This is a genomic window from Rickettsia hoogstraalii, from assembly GCF_000825685.1.
GTDB classification, from domain to species: domain Bacteria; phylum Pseudomonadota; class Alphaproteobacteria; order Rickettsiales; family Rickettsiaceae; genus Rickettsia; species Rickettsia hoogstraalii.
The window spans coordinates 531,369-550,860 of record NZ_CCXM01000001.1 but is presented as its reverse complement, the minus strand read 5'-3'; the positions used below and the strand labels follow the sequence as shown (position 1 = coordinate 550,860).

The following is a 19,492-nucleotide window of genomic DNA, read 5'->3' as shown; positions in this document are numbered from 1 at the left end:
AGAAAAAATAAAATGATAATGAAATTTTTGGAAGGGTTTTCTTCCGGTATGGCCATAGATCTTGGTACGGCAAATACTATTGTCTATCAAAAAAGCCGTGGAATTGTTCTAAGGGAACCTTCTGTTATTGCTTTAATAAAAAAAGACGGTGCTTTTGTGCCTTATGCTTATGGTCATGAAGCAAAAATGATGCTTGGGCGTACTCCTACGGATATTGAAGCAAAAAGACCTTTAAAAGACGGTGTTATTGCCGATTTTAAGGGTGCAGAGGAAATGATAAAGTATTTTATTAGAATGGTGCATAATCGTCGCTCTTTTTTTGGTCCGACAATTGTTATTTGTGTGCCTTCCGGTTCTACGCCGGTTGAGCGTCGTGCTATCCAAGAAGCAGCAGAAAGTGCAGGGGGTAGGGATGTTTATTTAATTGAAGAACCTATGGCGGCGGCGATTGGTGCAGGGCTACCCGTAACGGAAGCGACCGGTTCGATGATTGTTGATATTGGAGGAGGCACTACGGAAGTTGCAGTTTTATCACTAGGGGGCATAGTATATGCAAGGTCGGTAAGAGTCGGCGGTGATAAGATGGATGAAGCTATTATCTCATATATAAGGAGGCACTATAACCTATTGATAGGTGAGGCTACTGCCGAAAAGATAAAGCAAGAAATAGGTACGGCTTATGTAGATGAAAACGCTGAACCAAGAAAAATGGAAATTAAAGGACGTGATTTAATTTACGGTATTCCTAAAGAAATGATATTGAACGAAAGACAAATTGCTGATAGTCTAATTGAACCGGTAAGTCAAATTGTTGAAGCGGTAAAAGTAGCACTAGAAGCAACACCTCCTGAGTTATCTTCAGATATAGTTGATAAGGGAATTGTTTTAACAGGCGGTGGCTCATTATTACGAAATCTTGACTTTGTTCTTAGTGAAGCCACTAAATTGCCGGTAATAGTTGCAGATGATGCCCTCTCTTGCGTGGCACTTGGAACAGGAAAAGTACTTGAAGATTTTACAAAGCTAAAACATGTACTATTTAAACAGGATTAAAAATGGCAATACTTGCAAATAGAGTAAAAAATTCTTCAAATTCATTAGAATTAATAAGAATAATATCAAATACTCTTAAGCGTTTTTTTGTTATATTTGGGCTTGGATTGTCTGTATATTTATTTTTTACTACGCCTAAAAAAATATCTAGTATATCACTTGAGATAACCGGTAGTATAGTATCAACCGGTTTAGCAGTTTATGAAGATATATTTGAATATATAAATTCAATAACACAAAAATTTGTTTATTTTCAAGATTTAGAACGAAAAAATATAGAACTTAAACTTGAAATAGCAAGATTACAACATTTGCAAAGTGAAGTAGAATCGGTAAGAGCTGAAAATATTGCATTAAAAGATTTGTTAACGATTGCTGAAGAAGAAGAATTTGAATACATTACTACTAAATTACTTAGTGTTTCCTTTAATCCCTTTTCTAGAACTGCTTTGATTTCTGCAGGTAAAAAGCAAGGCATTGAACCTGATCAAATCGTTGTTAATTCAGGAAAATTAATAGGAAAAGTAATAGAAGTGAGTAATAGTTATGCTAAAGTAATGTTAATTAGCGATGTTAATTCTAGAATACCTATTAAAGCTAATTCTTCAAGAGAACAAGGTATTTTAGCAGGTAATAATAATAATAGTAAAATTTTATACTTGCCTAACAATCATTTAGTACAAAAAGATGAGGAGATAGTAACCTCCGGACACGGTAATATTTATCCTGCAGGTATTTTAGTGGGTTATGTGTCTAAAGTTACGGAACATGATGTTATGGTAAATGTAGCAGCTGATCTATCTAAAACGGAATTTGTGCAAGTATTGTTACCTAAGGAATAATGAAAAAGGATTATTTCGGCATTATTGCCGAATATATTTGTATAATAATCTATAAATTAAAATTTTATCAAATACTGCATCATAGAAAACGTTATTATGTCGGTGAAATAGATATTATTGTGTTACGTAATAAAGAAATTGTTTTTATTGAAGTCAAAGCAAGAAGCTCTAAAATTGATGATAGATTTGTATCTTTCAATCAGCAAAGAAGAATTACTAGGGCTGCTGAAATGTTTTTAAGTAGCAATTCTAAATATAGAAATTATAATATCAGGTTTGATTTGGTAATTATAAGGTCTTATAAATTACCTATAATTATAAAAAATGTTTGGTAATACTCGTTGTTGTATGGCTCTGGCTATGCGGAAGACATTGTAACAAGGCTGGTAATACTCGACAAACTTTGTATATATCTATCCTTTATTTATTCAGAGGTTATTAATATGGCACTTGCTACTAAAGTGAAAGAATTTTTAGAAGAAAAATTAAAACAAGAAAAGATAGATCGTAAATATCTTGCCGAAGTCACTAATATCCCTTATACGACTGTTAGTAGAATTATGAGAGTGGAAGCTAATCGTGAATTCAATCCTGAAATAGATACAATCTTAAAAATAGCAAAATACTTTAATTGTACTATGGATGAGGTAATAAAAAGAAAAGTACAACATAATTCATAAAGCTTGATGCAAGTGAATTTTGTATGATTTGGCTGTACTCACGTAGTTTATCTACTGCTTTCGCAGGCTTGCATTTAAATTCATCTTGTCTGAATATTTCTGAAATATGCTGTACCTACGAAATAAAACATAAAATATGACAATAAAAAATAAAGGACTGATTATAATTTTATCTTCCCCTTCAGGTACGGGTAAGTCAAGTTTAGCTAAAGCATTATTGAAAATAGATAATAATTTGCGTTTATCTATTTCGGCAACTACAAGAAAACCACGTTTAGGAGAAGTAGAGGGCATAAACTATTACTTTAAGACCGGTCTAGAATTTGAAGAATTAGTTAAGCAGAATAAATTTCTTGAATATGCTAAAATATACGATAATTATTACGGTACGCCTAAAAAATATGTCGAAATGTTATTAAATCAAGGTTTGGACGTTTTGTTTGATATTGATTGGCAAGGAGCAAAGAGCATTAAGAAAAATGCTATTAATGTTGTTGCTATATTTATATTGCCTCCTAGTATTGAAATACTGGAACAACGCTTAAGAAATAGAGCGACCGATAATGAAGAAGCAATAAAATTACGTATGCAGTCGGCACAAAACGAAATGTCACATGCTAATGAGTACGATTATGTAATTACTAACGATGATTTCGACCAGACGCTTAAAAAAATACATGAGATTATAGTTGCAGAACGAGAAAAAGCTTTTTGACTTTATCAATTTTTCTTTTTATACTGAAAATTAGAAGTTAAGCTTCTAATTTTCATGGTATACTCGGTGAATTTCAAAAATTGGCTACGTCGTTCTACAAGAGCTACGGTTCTCACGTATTAAGATACGCTCCGATCCTCGCCTTGTGAACCGATTACTCTTTTTGAAATTGACCTTCGTCTACTGATTCTTCATTTTACTTCGGAGTATACTAGTTTAAATGCTTAGAAAACAATTCCTTTCATCAATAATAAAACATTTTAAAACTCATAAAGTCGCAGAAGCTTATAATATTTCTAAAATCAATATTTTTGACCTTGAAAATCCCTTAGATTTAGCAAGATTAAATGAACCGATGCTTGCTTTATCTGATTCCTATTTTAAGAGTTCTTGTTGATACAACTGATATTAAATTTTTAGTACTAGGTAGTGCATCAAGAGACTTAATTAAACAAGATTCTGAAACGCTGGCCGGTAGGATAGGCTATATTGAAATGACACCGGTTGCCTTATCTGAAGTGTCAGACACTCAAAAATTATGGGTACGCGGCGGATTTCCTTTATCATATCTTGCAGATGATGAAGAGTTAAGTACTTATATGGCGTCAAAATTATATTAAAACATTTTTAGAAAGAGATATACCAAATTTAGGTTTTTACAATTCCGTCTATCATTATTTAGATATTTTAGAAGGAACTTTTATGATCCGTGTTTTGCAGCCTTGGTATGAAAATCTTAAGAAAAGACAGGTTAAAACTCCTAAAATTTTTTTTAGAGATAGCGGAATATATCACGCTTTATTAGGGTTACATAGTTATGAAGCATTAAATACTAATCCTAAAATCGGTGCATCATGGGAGGGGTTTGCTTTAGAACAAATTATTAGATACTATAAAGCTGAGGCTGAGGAATGCTATTTTTGGTCATCTCATAACGGAGCAGAAATAGATCTTTTAATTTTTAAAAATGGCAAACGTTTAGGTCTTGAAATTAAATATACAAATACACCGAGTATTACAAAATCAATGCAAATATCCTTAGAAGATTTAAAACTTGATCAAATTAATGTAATATTCCCAGGTGATATTAGCTTTAAATTGTCAGAAAAAATACAAGCAATAGGCCTCTCTTGCTTAATTCAAAATGATACAAAAGCTGCAACTATATAGTTACAGCTCTTAGAATGTTATATTATTTCACATCCGCCTTTTTTAGCACCTTTGCCGGCAAGTTTTGTTTGCTGAGCTTCATAATCATTATGCGTTTGATTAAAAGTCTGATCGACTGTTAAATGTGGTGTTCCGGTAGTTACCATATTTGTCATAGGTTTAGATTTTATCTCGTTTGATAAAGTTGTTGTTCTAGCTTTAATTTTTTGTAATGCTGCTAATGTATCCATATCATTACTTTGTTTACTCATATTTTCTCCTATATTTTATTTGTTAAATTTTATCTTATCCACACGTTATTTTGTTTTTTTTGTTGAACTTGATTACCTTGCTCAACTTGGTGATTCTTTGGGGTAGCTATTGGGTTATTTAAAGAATCTTTTATTCTATTTGCTTCACGTTGAGTATTAATTTTACTACATATATTTTTACGTATATCTTGATCTTCACTGCTTAAATTTTTATTATTGACTATTGCTTCCTGTTGGTTACTGAGTAAAGAATGCTTCTGTTTAAATTCTTGATGTTTGTTAGGATCTAGAGTATTTTTTGATTTCTCTATAGCATCTCCAAGCTTATTTATTTTTTCTTGGTTTTCTTGATGAAATACCTTAACACTTTCTATTCCTTCTTGAACGTGCTTTTGAACTTTTCTAGCTTCTTTTACTACATTGTTTTTAACTGCTAGATTTTCTTTCTTTACTTTTAAATTCTCTTCTAATTCTTTAATTTGTTCAGGTAATAAATTTTTATCTTTTAATTTCTCAGTTAAATCATTAATCTCTTTTTCTATAATCTCTTTTTCTTCATTAGTTTTTTTAAGTATTATATTTACTTCTTCTTGTTTCTCTTTAAGTTCTGCAAGTTTTTGTCTACGCTCTTCTATTTCTTCTTTAGTTAAAATATTTTTATTAATCGCCTGTTCATCGATTATCTCTTCTCCCTTTTCATTTATTTTAACCATTGTTTCTATAGGAGGAGATAATTTTTTATATTCTTCTAATTTGCTCTTAAATCTTCTAATTTGCTCTTAAACCTATCATGAATAGCATTAAGTTCCTGAATTTGTCTTGCAGCTTCCATTTTATATTGTATTATTGCTTCTTCCCGTTCTCTTTGTTTTTCTAACTGTTCTAGCTCTTTTTGAGTAATATCAGAATTAAGCTGGCTTTCTGCTAGTTCTTGCTTTTTAAATGCTATAGCCTCTACTTTTTCTGCTATATCATTAATAAAAGAACTATCAGATTTAATATTTCGAGCTGCACTTACTAATCTACTTAACTCTGCAGGATTATTAGTAGCGGTAATTTGAGCAAAAATAGCTTTGATATCATTAAGTGCTTGAGGATCAGCTGTTTTTTCTTTTTGTGGATATTCTTTATTCATAATTTTACTCACAATAACCTTTTATAACGTTAACAAAAATTAATAATTAAGTCAAGAAAATTTTAACAAAAATTAATTTTGTATTTCTAGCCATTGATTTAATAAATCGTCTAGTTTCTTTTTATCATTAATTAACATCTTCAAGTTCTTTTTCTAAGTGTTTGATGGATATTTCTAGCTTTTCAATATCGTTGGGCAATGTTTCAAGTAAACGCTGGTATTTATAAGATAGCTTTTTATTTATAGGTTCTTTTTGAAGAATTAAAGAGAGGGGTTTTGAAGGTTTTTTGACTATAGGAGTCGTGGTAAAATACTGCTTATAATCTTCGTAACCTCCTGTTAAATCATGAATTTTACCTTGAGCAAAGACTAAAGTTCTAGTAACTAACCTATCTAGGAAGTCACGATCATGGCTCACGACTATTAAAGTACCTGAATAATCTGCAAGTATATCTAGTAAAATTTCTAGACTATCCATATCTAGGTCATTGGTTGGTTCATCTAAAATTAACAGATTTCCAGGGTTAATTAAAATTTTTGCAAGTAATAATCTATTAGCTTCGCCGCCCGATAGAATAGCGGTTTTTGCATTAAGTAGTTTAGGGTTAAACATGAATTGTTTTAAATAACCGGCAACATGCATGGTTTTACCATTTGGTAAAAATACTTGATCACCGCCTGTAGGACATAAAGTTTGTTGTAATGTATGATTAAAGTTTAGTTTTTCTCTATGCTGATCAAAATATGAAATATCTAAATTACCGCCATATATAATTTTACCTAAGTCAGGTGTAAGTTGTTTTGTCAGTAATTTGATAAAAGTAGATTTACCTGAGCAGTTTGCACCTATTACACCGATTTTCTCGCCTTTTTTTACACGAAAGCTAAAATTATCGATGATTTTAGTGTTTTTATAGCTGAAACTAATATTATCTGCTTCAATAATGAATTTACTTTTAGCTATATTTTCAGCAAGCTCTGCTTGAACTCGCTGTTTTGAACGAGCTAGTTTTTCAGTCTGTTCTCTTGTTATTACTCTTAAAGCTTTCAACTCCGCAAGTCTCTTTTGATTCCGCTTACGTCTAGCCGTAACACCGGCATTTAACCATTTATCAAAAAATTTAAATCCTTTATCGGATTTACGTAAAATCCCTCTATCAAGCCACCAAATTTTATTAGTAACATTTGAGAGAAATGTTCTATCATGACTAACGCAAATAATAGCACCGTTATAAGATTTAACAAATTCTTCTAGCCACTCAATCGTTTCAATATCTAGATGATTGGTCGGTTCATCAAGTAGTAATATTTCCGGCTCTAATATTAAAGCTTTAGCAAGGCTTGCTCTTCTAAGCTGACCGCCTGAATAGGTTGATAAGTTATCTGTTCCGTTGATTTGTAATTTTTCTAGAATTATATCGGTTTGGTATTTATCTATTTCTTTTGTACTATCTGTTTGCTGTAAGACAAAATCGTAAAGGCTTAGATTAGTCTTTATAGAAATATCTTGTCTTAAATAGCCGGTTGTAATTGCAGGATCTTGAAATAGTTCGCCGTTATCTAGTTCGTAATCCCCTGAGATTACTTTCATTAGGCTTGATTTTCCGCAGCCGTTACGTCCTATAAGACAAATCTTATCACCTTTGTATAAATAAAGTTCTAAATCAGATAAGATTACTTTATCCGCAAAGCTTAGATTACCATTTTTGATGTAATAAATTGGGGGCATGAAAGGGAATATATTGTTGATGTTGTTGCGTATGCAAACTTCGTCATTGCGAGCGACTGAATACTTTGTTGCATGGCTCAAGAAACCTGCTCGATGTCATTCCCGCGTAGGATCAAACCTTCCTAATCACTAAACTAGCATTAGTACCGCCGAACCCGAACGAGTTGGAAAGCACGTAGTCTATTTTAGTTTCTCTAGCTTTTAATTTTACTAAATCTATCTTAACCTCATCCATAGGGTTATCTAAATTTAAAGTTGGCGGTGCAATCTGATCTCGAATTGCAAGAGCTGAAAAGATAAACTCAACGCTTCCTGCCGCACCAAGCAAATGTCCTATTGATGATTTAGTAGAAGACATTAAAATTTGGGGATTCGCTTCTAAAAATAATTTTTGTACGGCTGCTAATTCTATTCCATCACCGAGATTAGTAGAAGTGCCATGTGCATTAATGTAATCAATCATATCGGGAGTGATAGCTGCATCTAGCATTGCATCTCTCATCGCTCTATAAGCTCCTCTACCTTCAGGATGCGGTGCTGTCATATGGTACGCATCACCTGTAGAGCCGTATCCTATAACTTCACCGTAAATTTTAGCCCCTCGATTTAAGGCATGCTCATATTCTTCTAAGACTACAACGCCTGCTCCTTCACCCATAACAAAACCGCTGCGGTCTTTATCCCAAGGTCTTGAGGTTTTTTCAGGATTATCGTTATATTTAGTACATAATGCTCTAGCAGCAACGAAACCTGCAACTCCAACAGGTGTAACTGGAGCTTCTGCACCGCCTGCTACCATAACATCTGCATAGCCGTGCTTTATCATACGCATAGCATCGCCTATAGCATGTGCTCCTGTAGAGCAAGCCGTTACTGCTGCTTGATTTGGACCGCTAAAACCGTATTTTATAGAAACAAGACCGGATAAAAGATTAATTAATGAAGCAGGGATAAAGAAAGGGCTAACTTTGCCGTTATTTTCTTGATAAAGCTTGATAGAGGTATCTTCGATCATTTTAAGCCCGCCGATTCCTGAACCTAATATCAAGCCGGTTCTATCACGAGATTCTTCATCTTCGGGTAACCAGCCGCTATCTTCAACTGCTTCGGTTGCGGCTGCTACTCCGTAATGGATAAATTTATCCATTTTACTTAGTCTATTAACGTCATCTGCTTGTGTGAAATTTTCAAGTTTAAATCCATCTTTCTCAGAGTTATCTATAAGTCCGGCAATTTTACACGCAAGTTTAGAAGTGTCAAATTCCGTAATAGTTTTTATACCGCTTACCCCATTTACAATATTTTTCCAAGATGAGCTAACATTAAGCCCAACAGGAGTAACAAGTCCAAGTCCGGTAATAACTACTCTTTTATTTACTCTTTGGTTCGACATTTTTAATTATCTATTAGGGATTTTTATGCAGATTAAGATTGGCGTTCTTTGATATATTTTATAACATCGGATACGGTTTTAATTTTAGTGGCTTCATCATCAGGGATATCAATACCGTATTCAACTTCTATTGCCATCATTAACTCTACGGTATCAAGACTATCGGCTTTCAAATCTTCTATAAATCTTGAATCCGTAGTTATTATCGATTTATCTTTATTTAGCTTTTCAGCAACCATTTCAATAACTTTCTGTTCGATCTTGTCCGTTGTACTCATAATTTTGAACTCCATAAATCATTTAATTTTATATGCCGTATAATAGCGGTTATTCAGCTATTAGACTTTATTTTAACTGTATGAATATTTATTTAAAATATTCATAGCATTTTATCTTTAAAAGAACTTCTAGCACAAAAAATTATTTTATGCTAGCACAAAATTTTACACCATTAACATTCCCCCGTTTACGTGGATAGTTTGACCGGTAATATATGATGCCTGATCGCTTGCTAAAAATGCGACTGCGTTTGCCACGTCTTCCGGTATACCGTAAGTACCTAGCGGAATTTTTTGTACTATGGCTTCTCTTTGTTTTTCGTTTAGTTTATCGGTCATATCAGACTTAATAAATCCTGGAGCTACTGCGTTAACCGTAATTCCTCTGGTTGCAACTTCGTAAGAGAGCGATTTGGTCATGCCTATTAAACCTGCTTTAGAAGCACAATAATTAGCCTGCCCAGGGTTACCTGAAATTCCTACTATTGAAGATATATTAATAATGCGTCCATACCTGTTTTGCATCATTTTTTTTATTGCTTCACGATTTAAAATAAAATTTGCTTTCAAATTAATATCAATAACTTTGTCAAAATCTTCATCTTTCATTCTAATTGCTAGCGTATCACTAGTAATACCGGCATTACATACTAAAATATCTAGCTTTGGTGCTTTAGATATTAAATTGCTACATTCTTCCTTATTTGCAAGGTTGCATATTTCTATCGTATAATTATCTTTTAAAACATTTCCAAGGGATTTTAATTTTTCCTCATTACTACCGCTAATAATTACATGGCTTCCGAGTTTGTGCAGTAATCTCGCTATAGCTCCGCCTATGCCTCCTGAAGCTCCCGTAATTAAGGAAGTTTTACCTGTTAAATCAATCATTTTCTTCCTCCGTTTGATCAAGATTTATATTAGTAATTTTTGACGATTTTTCGCGTATGATTTTCTCAATTTCATTGGAAATTTGTGGATGTTCTTTTAAATATTGTTTGACGTTTTCACGTCCTTGTCCAATGCGTACGTTATTGTAGGAAAACCAAGAGCCGGATTTCTCAACAATATCAAGCTTAACTCCAAGGTCGATTATCTCGCCTTCTTTTGAAATACCTGAACCGTACATTATATCAAAATCTGCAGTTTTAAACGGAGGGGAAACTTTGTTTTTAACTACTTTTACTTTAGTTTGGCTGCCTATCACTTCTTCTTTATCTTTAATGGAGCCGATTCTTCTTATATCGATTCTAACAGAAGCGTAGAATTTTAAGGCATTACCGCCTGTCGTAGTTTCAGGACTGCCGAACATCACACCTATTTTCATTCTGATTTGGTTGATGAAAACAGTAATACAATTGGTACGATTAATTGATGCGGTAAGTTTACGTAAAGCCTGGCTCATTAATCTTGCTTGAGAAGCCATTTGGGCATCCCCCATCTCGCCCTCAATCTCTGATTTTGGTACTAAAGCCGCAACACTATCTATTATTATCATATCAATACCGCCGGAACGAATTAACGTATCGGCAATTTCTAGAGCTTGTTCACCTGTATCTGGTTGTGAAATAATAAGCTCATCAATATTTACGCCTAATTTTTTAGCATAAGCAGGGTCAAGGGCATGCTCGGCATCAATAAAGGCACATGTACCGCCCTTTTTCTGTGCTTCTGCAATTAAATGTAAAGTTAAAGTGGTTTTACCTGAGCTTTCAGGACCGAAAATTTCAATGATTCTACCTTTAGGAACACCTCCTATCCCAAGAGCTATATCAAGCCCAAGTGAGCCGGTTGATACGGCTTCTATATCAACATTCGGACGCTGCCCTAGTTTCATTACCGAACCTTTACCGTAGCTTTTTTCGATTTGTGCGAGTGCTGCGGCAATGGCTTTTTCCTTATCTGTATTTGACATAAATTTCTATATTATAAACTTATCAATTAAAATATAAGCTTGAGAAAAAAATGATTTTCCTTTACACAGCCTAGGCTTAATTTGAAATATTTTAAGTTTTTTAACCACCAATGAGCATAATTTTTGGTGGTCGGGGAGGTCGAAAACTGCCAAAAGTCAGCACACTAGGTTTTAAGCTTATAGTAACCCTTAAGCTCTGGACATACCTAATATCTCCCCGACCGTGAAGTCGAGGATTACATCGGTTTTGTAAGAAATGTTCTCACTTTTGGCAGAGGTTTCGACACCCCGAAATAGCACTTTGCTAATCCAAGTATCATTTTATATATAACTTTCAAAAAGTCAATGATGGTTTGTTATGATACTAACGACGTTCTATATTTCTATACCTGAAGAGCTAGATAATACATCGGCTAATAATGGCATTTCATGATTTTGTAACTCTTCTTCTGGAATATAAGTATATTCTCCGCTTGAGGTTTTATCAATTCCAAGTAGCGTCTCGAATATTTTCTCAAGACAGTTTTTGTATTCTTCGGATTTAATATCCGTTTCCCTCGATTCTTTTATTAAATTTGCAAAGGATTTAATAGCAATAAAAGTATCCTTTCCATTAAGAAGGTCACATATTTTATGTAATGTGTTACCTAAAGAATTTATATTAGTACATATGTTAGAGACAGAATTTAACTTTATAATTGCTTTATCTAGACCTTGTATTTTTGATTTTAATAGAGAAATATCATAATCTTGACCATGTAAATTTATCGTATCTTGATTAGTTTTGCTTAGTATTGCAAGTATATCTGTTAAATTTCCAATTTCTATAATTTCATCTAATATAGCTTGAAATTCAATTAGTGCGCTAAGATTTATATTATCCTTTTGTAACTTTATGTTTTCACCCTCTAACTTTATGTTTTCACCCTCTAACTCTAAATTTTTATCTTTTATATTTTTTCCCTTATGCCTATCCCATACATATTTAATGCCATATCCTAAGATAGTGCCTAGAGCTAATGTTCCTAATGCTACTCCAGCTATATAAGCACCGCTATATCCACCGTCATTTGTATCATCGTTAGTTCTTTCTGTAGTGGAAGTGGTTGCCTCAGTGAAAGGTTTACTTAGTAGATCTAAAATATTTTTACCTACTTCTGTAGGAGATATATCGTCCAAAGTTATTTTGAAAGCCTCTAGAATAATCTTAAGATTATCAGTAGTGAATTTGACGGGTATATTCAATACATTAAAAATTTTTACCCCTGCTTCTTGAGCATTATCCTGAGATATGCCTAAATGGTTTAGAGTATCCTGAAGAGTATTAGTAAGCGTTTCGATAGATGTTAGTTGTTTCTTATAGGTACTGTACTTTTGTAAAACGCTCATAGCTTCTTCCTTAGTACATTCATTTAAACCTAAGAAATCAGCTCCGTTAGTTTCGGTAATATTGCCTTGAGAGAACATATAATCAAGTGTTACTTTATAAGCCTGATCAAAAATGTTAGCTGTACCGTTTTGATGAGGTGTTATAGCTTGCTGTAAAAGTATATGTGGGTTATTTTCTGCATCGGTAAAAATGTTATTTATTGGAATGTCTAAGCCACTTTTTGTTATGCATTGCTTGTGTAATACTGCAAAATTATCAGGATTTTTTGAAAAAGATTCTGCAATATTTCCCCAGTTACAATCTGTATTGTTCACTAAGTAACCTTCCTCGAACTTCCCTTCAGTATTCGTCTTATATACCGATGAAAGTATAGTATTACCGAGTTTATGAATTATATATGTTACATTACCGGGCAAACTACTTACCATTTCATTTCCAAATATAGGCATAACGCATTTAAAATTTATATTTAATACAGGTGCCATAATTATTACTCCTTTAATTTAATTAATAAAACCATAAAACGTGGTTTTTAGAGTATGTTAATGTTTTTGTCAAGATAAAGTTAAAATAAATTAATATATGAAAGAAAGGATTTGAGATGGGTTGGGGATACAAATCTCGTCATTGCGAGCGACTAAAAGGAGCGTGGCAATCCAGAAAAAAATTAGAAAAATGCTAAAGATTAGCATTTTTAACTGGATTGCTTCGTCAATTACTTCGTAATTTTCCTCGCAATGACGATTTTCATGCAAGCAATGCTAAGCTGGAATGAAATAGACATTACTTACCTATGCAGAAATTTTTAAAGATCTCGCCTAGTATTTCTTCTACGTTAATAATGCCCGTAATAGCACCGATGCAACGTGCCGTCATTCTAATATCTTCAGTTGCTAGAACTAAATCATTATCTAAGCTAAAAGCCGTTAAATGTGAGAGAGCTTGTTTTAAATAATGACGATGACGTTGATTTGTTATGTAAGGCGTTTCGGTAAAGCCCGCCATATTTTCAGCAATATTTTCGATATTTTTTAATATACTTGAAAGAGCAATATTATTTTTTACCGAAACTCTTAAGCATTTATATTTATCCTCTATATCAAATATTTTATTAGGTTCAATTAAATCGATTTTATTAATTATTACGATAGTATTTTCATCAATTAAACCTGTAATATCTTCATTTATAGAGGAATCTAATTTTTCGGCATCAAACATAATAATTTTAATATCCGCTGTTTTAGCCGAATTAATAGCTCTTTTTATACCTTCTTGTTCTATAATGTCACTACTTTCTTCTCTTATACCTGCCGTATCCTGTAAAATAATAGGATAGCCGCCAATGTCTAAATGACCTTCAATTATATCTCTAGTAGTTCCTGCAATATTTGAGACAATTGCTATATCTCTCTGCATTAAAAAATTTAATAAGCTAGACTTACCTGCATTCGGCGGACCGATAATTGCAAGCTTAAGACCGCTATTTAGTAATTCTCCTCGTCTATTATCATTAAGATAATTAGATATTTCGTTTACAAGGTTTTTATGAGTGTTGTTAACGTCATTAAGAACGCTATCCGGTATATCTTCATCAGGGAAATCTATATAAGCTTCAAGCAGAGAGATAATTTTTAAAAGCTGACTACGCCAGTTATTATATAATTCTTCAAGTCTGCCACTTGCTTGTCTAATTGCTTGCCTATGCTGCATAATGGTTTCGGCATTAATTAGATCGGCTATTCCCTCTGCGGCTGTTAAATCGAATTTATTATTTAAAAAAGCTCTTTTGGTAAATTCTCCTGCTTCTGCCAAACGAATATCAGCTATATTTAACAATGCATTAATAAGCATTATAGAGATAGCTTTACTGCCGTGCGTATGAATCTCGACTACATCCTCGCCGGTAAAACTATTAGGTAGCTTAAAATAAACAACCATAGCATTATCAATTAGCTCCTTGGTTTCAGGGGCAATAATTTGTTGATAATACATTAATCTCGGCTTAAAGTCTTTTTTACCGGTAAGCAGCTGCAAAACTTCCAGACTTTTAGGACCAGAAATCCTAAAAACCGCTACCCCTGCTTTACCGAATGCAGAGCTTTGTGCAAATATAGTTTCCACTTATTTTCTATGCCTCTTGCTTAAGTTATTTTATATAATATAATAACTTTATTATTATTCTAGAGAAAATCATGGCATCAAAAACAACTTCTTTAAACTTTAGCCGTTTAAATTGTCAAATTCCGAATTATAAAACTAAAATTCTAGAACTTAGCAAGGAACGTGAGTCAAGTTCCATATATATAGATTTTGTTCAAAAGTTTTTAAATTATATTCCGATAGATTATGATTTTGAGAATAGAGAAAAATTATTTCAAAATTTTGCAGATGAAGCCTTTAAGTTTTTTAAGCAAAGGGTAGAAAGAGTAAGAAAAATAGCAATAACAAAGACGGTTATAGAAAATGATCCGGCAATAAATGTCTTGATATTACTTGATAATAAACCGCATATTGTTGATTTTATTATATGTCTGCTTAAAAACATGAATTTGCAAACTAAGTTTTTACTCCATCCGGTAATAAACTGCGTCCGAAATAGTAAAGGAGAATTAGAAAAAATATTAGAAAATTCTGTCTCGGATAAAAAATCAGAATCGATACTACATTTAACCATTTTAGGAAATTTTGACGATAAAACTACTATATTTTTAACTGAAGCTATAAATGAAAGATTAGAAGAGTTAGAGCAAAGCTATAGCCATTTACCGCAATTACTCACAAAATTACAAGGTTTATCTAAAAATATAATTGATAATGATAAATTAAAGTTTGAAGAGGCTAAAGAATTCTTAAATTGGTTACAAAACGATAATTTGGTTTTATTAGGGACTCTTGATTTTGAGGTAAAATCTTTAAAATTAAGCAATGAAATAGGAGCAGCAAAAATATGGCAAGAAGTAAAAGACGAGATTGATGATATTATAAAATGTTCTGCTAATCCTTTATATCAAAATCAATTAATAATACTCGGTAAAATAAATAGTGCGTCGCTTATCCATTCAGATAATTTAATCGACTATATCTTAGTGAAAAAATTTAACTCTTCGGGTGAATATATTTCGGGAAGTATAATTTTCGGCATATATAATTCAAATATGTATTACCATTCAATAAGTGATATTCCAATCCTACGACAAAAATTTAATTTTGTAATTGAGAAAGCCGGTTTTGCATTATCAGGTTATAATGCTGATAAGTTAAGAATTTTAATGGAGTCGTTACCGAGAGAAGCTTTAATACAAATTGATCAAGGCGATTTATATTGTATGTGTTTACATATGCTCTCAAGTATGATGAGTAAGAAGCTTAAATTATTTATTCAATATGATTGGTCGAGTTCTTTTCTTAATATCATAATTTTTCTGCCACGAGAACGTTTAACGTCTGAAATACATAATATGATAGATTGTTATTTAGCGGAAAAATTCGGTAGTAAAATTTTATCCAACTATATAACCGAAGTAGCCGGTAATTTTTCTTATCTTTTTGTAACGCTTGAAGCACAAGGGGAACATAAAATAAATTTTGAAGCAGAAATAATACAGCAAGATTTAGATCGTATCTCTACACGTTGGAGTGAAGATTTTTATTTTAAGCTTTCTAAAAAATTCGGTGAATATCAAGCAGGTATTAATTTAAAGCTTTTTGATAATGTTTTTCCAGCAGATTATAGACAAAAATTTTCTCCGGAAATAGCTTTAGTAGATATTGAATATTTAACGGAAGCAAGCAAGTCACAAGAATGTATGTTTAATCTAGTTTCTGTAAATGAAACGGAATTTTACTTAAAAATATATAGTCCAAAAGTAAAACTTGCCCTTTCTAACATATTGCCGCCAATCGAAAATTTAGGTTTTAAAGCAATTGATGAACAAACTTTTGCAATTAAGGAGGCTCTGGAAATTAAAGAAAGCTGGATATATAATTTTATCTTAACTTCTATCATACCGGTAAAGGGTAATATTACCGAATTAAAAATAAATGTTGAAGAAGCTTTAGATCAAATGGCACTTGGGATGCTTGCTAATGATTCTTTAAGTAAATTGATAGTGCTGGCTGGTTTTAATTGGAAGCAAGTTAAACTCGTCAAAGCTTTAACAAGATATTTACATCAAACGGGATTTAGTTACGGTAAAGGTTATGTGCAACTAACACTACTTAAACATCCCGAATATACAAAAATGTTGGTAAATCTGTTTGATATAAAATTTAATCCTAAACCTCCTGATAATAATTGTGATGTAATTCAAGATAAACTGAATAATTACTTAGTAACCGTTGAGATGAGTAGTGAAGATAAAGTACTACGTAGTATGCTTGGTATAATTAATGCTATTACTAGAACAAATTACTATCAACCGCATAAACATGTTTTTTCATTTAAGTTTGATTCTTCAAAAGTACCGGGTTTACCTAAACCTGTTCCGTTTGCCGAAGCATTTGTTTACTCTAAGGATTTTGAAGCTGTTCATTTAAGAGGCGGTCCCGTATCACGCGGAGGACTTAGATGGTCGGATAGAGCAGAAGATTATAGGCTTGAGGTCCTTGGACTTATGAAAGCCCAGATGACGAAGAATTCCGTTATTGTCCCTGTCGGCTCTAAAGGCGGCTTTTATGTTCATTTTACTGAGGAAGGGCTTACTCGTGATGAATATATGGAAAAAGTGGTAGAATGCTATAAGAATTTCCTGAGAGGTTTATTAGACATAACCGATAATATCGTTGACGGTAAAGTAGTACATCCGAAAGACGTTATTATTTATGATAAAGAAGATCCTTATTTAGTGGTTGCTGCCGATAAAGGTACAGCTTCATTTTCGGATTACGCTAATAGTGTGGCAAGAGAATATAATTACTGGCTTGATGATGCTTTTGCTTCTGGTGGCTCTGCAGGTTACGATCATAAAAAAATGGCTATTACCTCTAAAGGAGCTTGGATTTCCGTAACTAATCACTTTAAAACTTTAGGGTTAGATGTCCAAATAGATCCTATTACCGTCGTAGGTATAGGAGATATGTCGGGAGACGTGTTCGGTAACGGTATGCTAAGATCAGAGGCTATTAAGTTAGTTGCTGCCTTTAATCATAAACATATATTTATTGATCCTACCCCTGATCCTGTATCAAGTTTTAATGAGCGTTTGCGTTTATTTAATTTAAAGGGTTCTAATTGGTCCGATTATGATTCTAAGCTTATTTCTAAAGGAGGCAAAGTATTTGAACGTAGTAGTAAATTAATAAAATTATCACCGGAAATTAAAAAATTACTTGATATAAATGATAATGAATTATCACCGGAAGAATTAATTAAAGCTATTTTAAAAGCAGATGTTGATTTATTGTGGAATGGCGGAATAGGCACTTATATCAAAGCTAAAACGGAAAATAATTTAGAAATCGGTGATAAAACAAATGATAACCTTAGATGTAACGGTGAAGAAATTAGAGCAAAAGTTATAGCAGAAGGCGGTAATGTCGGGGTATCACAGAGAGGTAGAGTTGAATATGCTAAAAAAGGCGGACGCATAAATGCCGACTTTATTGATAATTCAGCAGGTGTTGATTGTTCCGATCATGAGGTAAATATCAAGATTGCTTTAAGTAGTGCGGTAACCTCAGGAAAAATTACTTTAGAAGAACGTAATAAACTCCTAAATGATATGACAAAGCAAGTTGAAGAGTTAGTATTGCTTGATAATTATAAGCAAACCGAAGCAATAACAATTATGCAACTATCTCCTACTTTAACCGTTAATATACTTAGTCAATTTATAGATATTTTAGAAGAAGAAAAAGTATTAGAACGGGAAAATGAATTCTTGCCTAGTGCGGAAGAATTGAATAGAAGAGCTATCAGCGGTGAAGTACTAACTCGTCCTGAGCTTTGCGTGTTGCTATCATATAGTAAAAGATCAGCTTACCACGAGTTACTTAATTCTACTTTTTCTCATGAAAAATATTTTGATGCATATCTTATAGATTATTTTCCTGAAATGATGCAAAAAAAGTTTCATAATGAAATTTTATCTCATCCTCTTAAACATGAGATTATTAAAACCGTTACCATAAATAAAATAATTAATCAACTTGGAGGGCCGCTTATTAGTATTGTAAAGCGTGAGATTGGGGCTCCTCTTTGTGATATAATAAGGTCATATACCATTATTTGTGAAATTTTTGATCTTGATGATATATGGGAAACTATAAGTAAGCTACCTACTAATATTGATTACAATGTAAAAATTGATATGTTTACCGAAATAACGAAATTAATGCGTCGGGGTATTTCGTGGTTTATTAAAAATTTAAAACATCCTATTAATATTAGTGAAACTATAGAAGAGTTTAGAGTTCCTGCACAAAACTTAAGAAAAACGGTAGGTACTTTATTAGTCGGGGAAACTAAAATAAGATTTGAAGAAAAATTAAATTATTATACAACTAGCGGGGTAGAGGAATCATTTGCTGCTACTATCGCTACATTTGACAATTTAATTTCAGTATTTGACATTATATATGTAACAAAACAGACTTCAGGAAATAATAAAGAGATAGCAAAAGCTTATTTTGCTATAAGCGATATGTTTAGTCTTGATTGGTTACGTAAAGCTTGTGATAAGCAATTGAACGATTCATTTTGGCGTCGCCTCGGTATTCAATCGCTAAAAGATGATTTATATGACAAACAACGTAGATTATTAATAAAAATAATTAATAAATCTAAAACAACTATTGATTTAGATTTATGGATTGATAATAATAACTTAGTTAGAAATTTTCTTGATTTTATTAAAGAAATTAAATCTCAAGAAACTATAGACTTAAATATAATTATTTTAGCAAATAAGAAATTTGAAATATTCTTACAAAAACTTGAGTAA

16 protein-coding genes and 2 pseudogenes are annotated in these 19,492 nt (G+C 32.4%); 7 read left to right on the top strand and 11 right to left on the bottom strand.

The genetic code is table 11. The annotated features are described in order from the left end of the window. The first annotated feature begins 12 nt into the window (after window positions 1-12). The 6 genes and pseudogenes from BN1174_RS02960 (at window position 13) to BN1174_RS02935 (ending at window position 4,460) form a co-directional block, all read left to right on the top strand. The gene (locus BN1174_RS02960; protein WP_040256378.1) at window positions 13-1,053 is read left to right on the top strand and encodes a rod shape-determining protein; all 1,041 of its coding nucleotides are present in this window, start codon (window positions 13-15) and stop codon (window positions 1,051-1,053) included. Window positions 1,054-1,055: 2 nt separating this feature from the next. Further along, complete coding sequence (gene mreC, locus BN1174_RS02955) at window positions 1,056-1,895, top strand: rod shape-determining protein MreC (protein ID WP_040256376.1); 840 nt, start codon at window positions 1,056-1,058, stop codon at window positions 1,893-1,895. Then, window positions 1,895-2,230: a YraN family protein gene (locus BN1174_RS02950; protein ID WP_040256374.1), complete on the top strand. Its 336-nt coding sequence runs from the start codon at window positions 1,895-1,897 to the stop codon at window positions 2,228-2,230. Before mreC ends, BN1174_RS02950 begins: the two co-directional genes overlap by 1 nt. A gap of 108 nt (window positions 2,231-2,338) precedes the next feature. Beyond that, complete coding sequence (locus BN1174_RS02945; RefSeq protein WP_040256372.1) at window positions 2,339-2,575, top strand: helix-turn-helix transcriptional regulator; 237 nt, start codon at window positions 2,339-2,341, stop codon at window positions 2,573-2,575. A 136-nt stretch (window positions 2,576-2,711) separates the two neighbouring features. Beyond that, on the top strand, window positions 2,712-3,290 hold the full coding sequence (gene gmk, locus BN1174_RS02940; protein WP_040256370.1) for a guanylate kinase: 579 nt from the start codon (window positions 2,712-2,714) through the stop codon (window positions 3,288-3,290). 220 nt (window positions 3,291-3,510) lie between these two features. Further along, window positions 3,511-4,460, top strand: a pseudogene (locus tag BN1174_RS02935) (DUF4143 domain-containing protein). A gap of 17 nt (window positions 4,461-4,477) precedes the next feature. Here BN1174_RS02935 and BN1174_RS02930 read toward each other — a convergent pair. The 11 genes and pseudogenes from BN1174_RS02930 to mnmE form a co-directional block, all read right to left on the bottom strand. Then, complete coding sequence (locus tag BN1174_RS02930; protein ID WP_040256368.1) at window positions 4,478-4,711, bottom strand: hypothetical protein; 234 nt, start codon at window positions 4,709-4,711, stop codon at window positions 4,478-4,480. Window positions 4,712-4,740: 29 nt separating this feature from the next. Then, a complete protein-coding gene (locus BN1174_RS11555; protein WP_231555767.1) occupies window positions 4,741-5,424 on the bottom strand; it encodes a hypothetical protein in 684 nt (227 codons plus the stop codon). A 35-nt stretch (window positions 5,425-5,459) separates the two neighbouring features. After that, on the bottom strand, window positions 5,460-5,846 hold the full coding sequence (locus BN1174_RS11550; RefSeq protein WP_231555766.1) for a hypothetical protein: 387 nt from the start codon (window positions 5,844-5,846) through the stop codon (window positions 5,460-5,462). Between the two features lie 72 nt (window positions 5,847-5,918). Next, window positions 5,919-7,575, bottom strand: a pseudogene (locus tag BN1174_RS02920) (ABC-F family ATP-binding cassette domain-containing protein). Window positions 7,576-7,687: 112 nt separating this feature from the next. Next, entirely contained in the window at window positions 7,688-8,968 is a 1,281-nt protein-coding gene (gene fabF, locus BN1174_RS02915) for a beta-ketoacyl-ACP synthase II (RefSeq protein ID WP_040256366.1), read from the bottom strand. A gap of 32 nt (window positions 8,969-9,000) precedes the next feature. Next, window positions 9,001-9,261 (bottom strand): acyl carrier protein, encoded by a 261-nt coding sequence (gene acpP, locus BN1174_RS02910; protein WP_008579292.1) that lies wholly within the window; start codon window positions 9,259-9,261, stop codon window positions 9,001-9,003. A 150-nt stretch (window positions 9,262-9,411) separates the two neighbouring features. Further along, window positions 9,412-10,137 carry a 3-oxoacyl-ACP reductase FabG gene (fabG, locus tag BN1174_RS02905; protein WP_040256363.1) on the bottom strand — a complete coding sequence of 242 codons (726 nt, stop codon included), beginning with the start codon at window positions 10,135-10,137 and terminating at the stop codon, window positions 9,412-9,414. After that, window positions 10,130-11,161 carry a recombinase RecA gene (gene recA, locus BN1174_RS02900; protein WP_040256361.1) on the bottom strand — a complete coding sequence of 344 codons (1,032 nt, stop codon included), beginning with the start codon at window positions 11,159-11,161 and terminating at the stop codon, window positions 10,130-10,132. Before recA ends, fabG begins: the two co-directional genes overlap by 8 nt. A gap of 375 nt (window positions 11,162-11,536) precedes the next feature. After that, complete coding sequence (locus BN1174_RS02895) at window positions 11,537-13,036, bottom strand: SrfE family effector protein (protein WP_040256359.1); 1,500 nt, start codon at window positions 13,034-13,036, stop codon at window positions 11,537-11,539. Between the two features lie 90 nt (window positions 13,037-13,126). Then, a complete protein-coding gene (locus BN1174_RS09785; protein ID WP_156138457.1) occupies window positions 13,127-13,306 on the bottom strand; it encodes a hypothetical protein in 180 nt (59 codons plus the stop codon). Between the two features lie 28 nt (window positions 13,307-13,334). Then, entirely contained in the window at window positions 13,335-14,672 is a 1,338-nt protein-coding gene (mnmE, locus tag BN1174_RS02890; RefSeq protein ID WP_040256357.1) for a tRNA uridine-5-carboxymethylaminomethyl(34) synthesis GTPase MnmE, read from the bottom strand. 71 nt (window positions 14,673-14,743) lie between these two features. Here mnmE and BN1174_RS02885 point away from each other — a divergent pair, with 71 nt between their 5' ends. Further along, window positions 14,744-19,492, top strand: coding sequence for an NAD-glutamate dehydrogenase (locus BN1174_RS02885; protein ID WP_040256355.1), 4,749 nt, complete (start codon window positions 14,744-14,746; stop codon window positions 19,490-19,492).

What these genes read in the sequence shown, in the direction of transcription:
- BN1174_RS02960 (WP_040256378.1), top strand. Translation starts at nt 13, where the DNA reads ATGATAATGAAATTTTTGGAAGGGTTTTCTTCCGGTATGGCCATAGAT.
- mreC (WP_040256376.1), top strand. Translation starts at nt 1,056, where the DNA reads ATGGCAATACTTGCAAATAGAGTAAAAAATTCTTCAAATTCATTAGAA.
- BN1174_RS02950 (WP_040256374.1), top strand. Translation starts at nt 1,895, where the DNA reads ATGAAAAAGGATTATTTCGGCATTATTGCCGAATATATTTGTATAATA.
- BN1174_RS02945 (WP_040256372.1), top strand. Translation starts at nt 2,339, where the DNA reads ATGGCACTTGCTACTAAAGTGAAAGAATTTTTAGAAGAAAAATTAAAA.
- gmk (WP_040256370.1), top strand. Translation starts at nt 2,712, where the DNA reads ATGACAATAAAAAATAAAGGACTGATTATAATTTTATCTTCCCCTTCA.
- BN1174_RS02930 (WP_040256368.1), bottom strand. Translation starts at nt 4,711, where the DNA reads ATGAGTAAACAAAGTAATGATATGGATACATTAGCAGCATTACAAAAA.
- BN1174_RS11555 (WP_231555767.1), bottom strand. Translation starts at nt 5,424, where the DNA reads ATGGTTAAAATAAATGAAAAGGGAGAAGAGATAATCGATGAACAGGCG.
- BN1174_RS11550 (WP_231555766.1), bottom strand. Translation starts at nt 5,846, where the DNA reads ATGAATAAAGAATATCCACAAAAAGAAAAAACAGCTGATCCTCAAGCA.
- fabF (WP_040256366.1), bottom strand. Translation starts at nt 8,968, where the DNA reads ATGTCGAACCAAAGAGTAAATAAAAGAGTAGTTATTACCGGACTTGGA.
- acpP (WP_008579292.1), bottom strand. Translation starts at nt 9,261, where the DNA reads ATGGAGTTCAAAATTATGAGTACAACGGACAAGATCGAACAGAAAGTT.
- fabG (WP_040256363.1), bottom strand. Translation starts at nt 10,137, where the DNA reads ATGATTGATTTAACAGGTAAAACTTCCTTAATTACGGGAGCTTCAGGA.
- recA (WP_040256361.1), bottom strand. Translation starts at nt 11,161, where the DNA reads ATGTCAAATACAGATAAGGAAAAAGCCATTGCCGCAGCACTCGCACAA.
- BN1174_RS02895 (WP_040256359.1), bottom strand. Translation starts at nt 13,036, where the DNA reads ATGGCACCTGTATTAAATATAAATTTTAAATGCGTTATGCCTATATTT.
- BN1174_RS02885 (WP_040256355.1), top strand. Translation starts at nt 14,744, where the DNA reads ATGGCATCAAAAACAACTTCTTTAAACTTTAGCCGTTTAAATTGTCAA.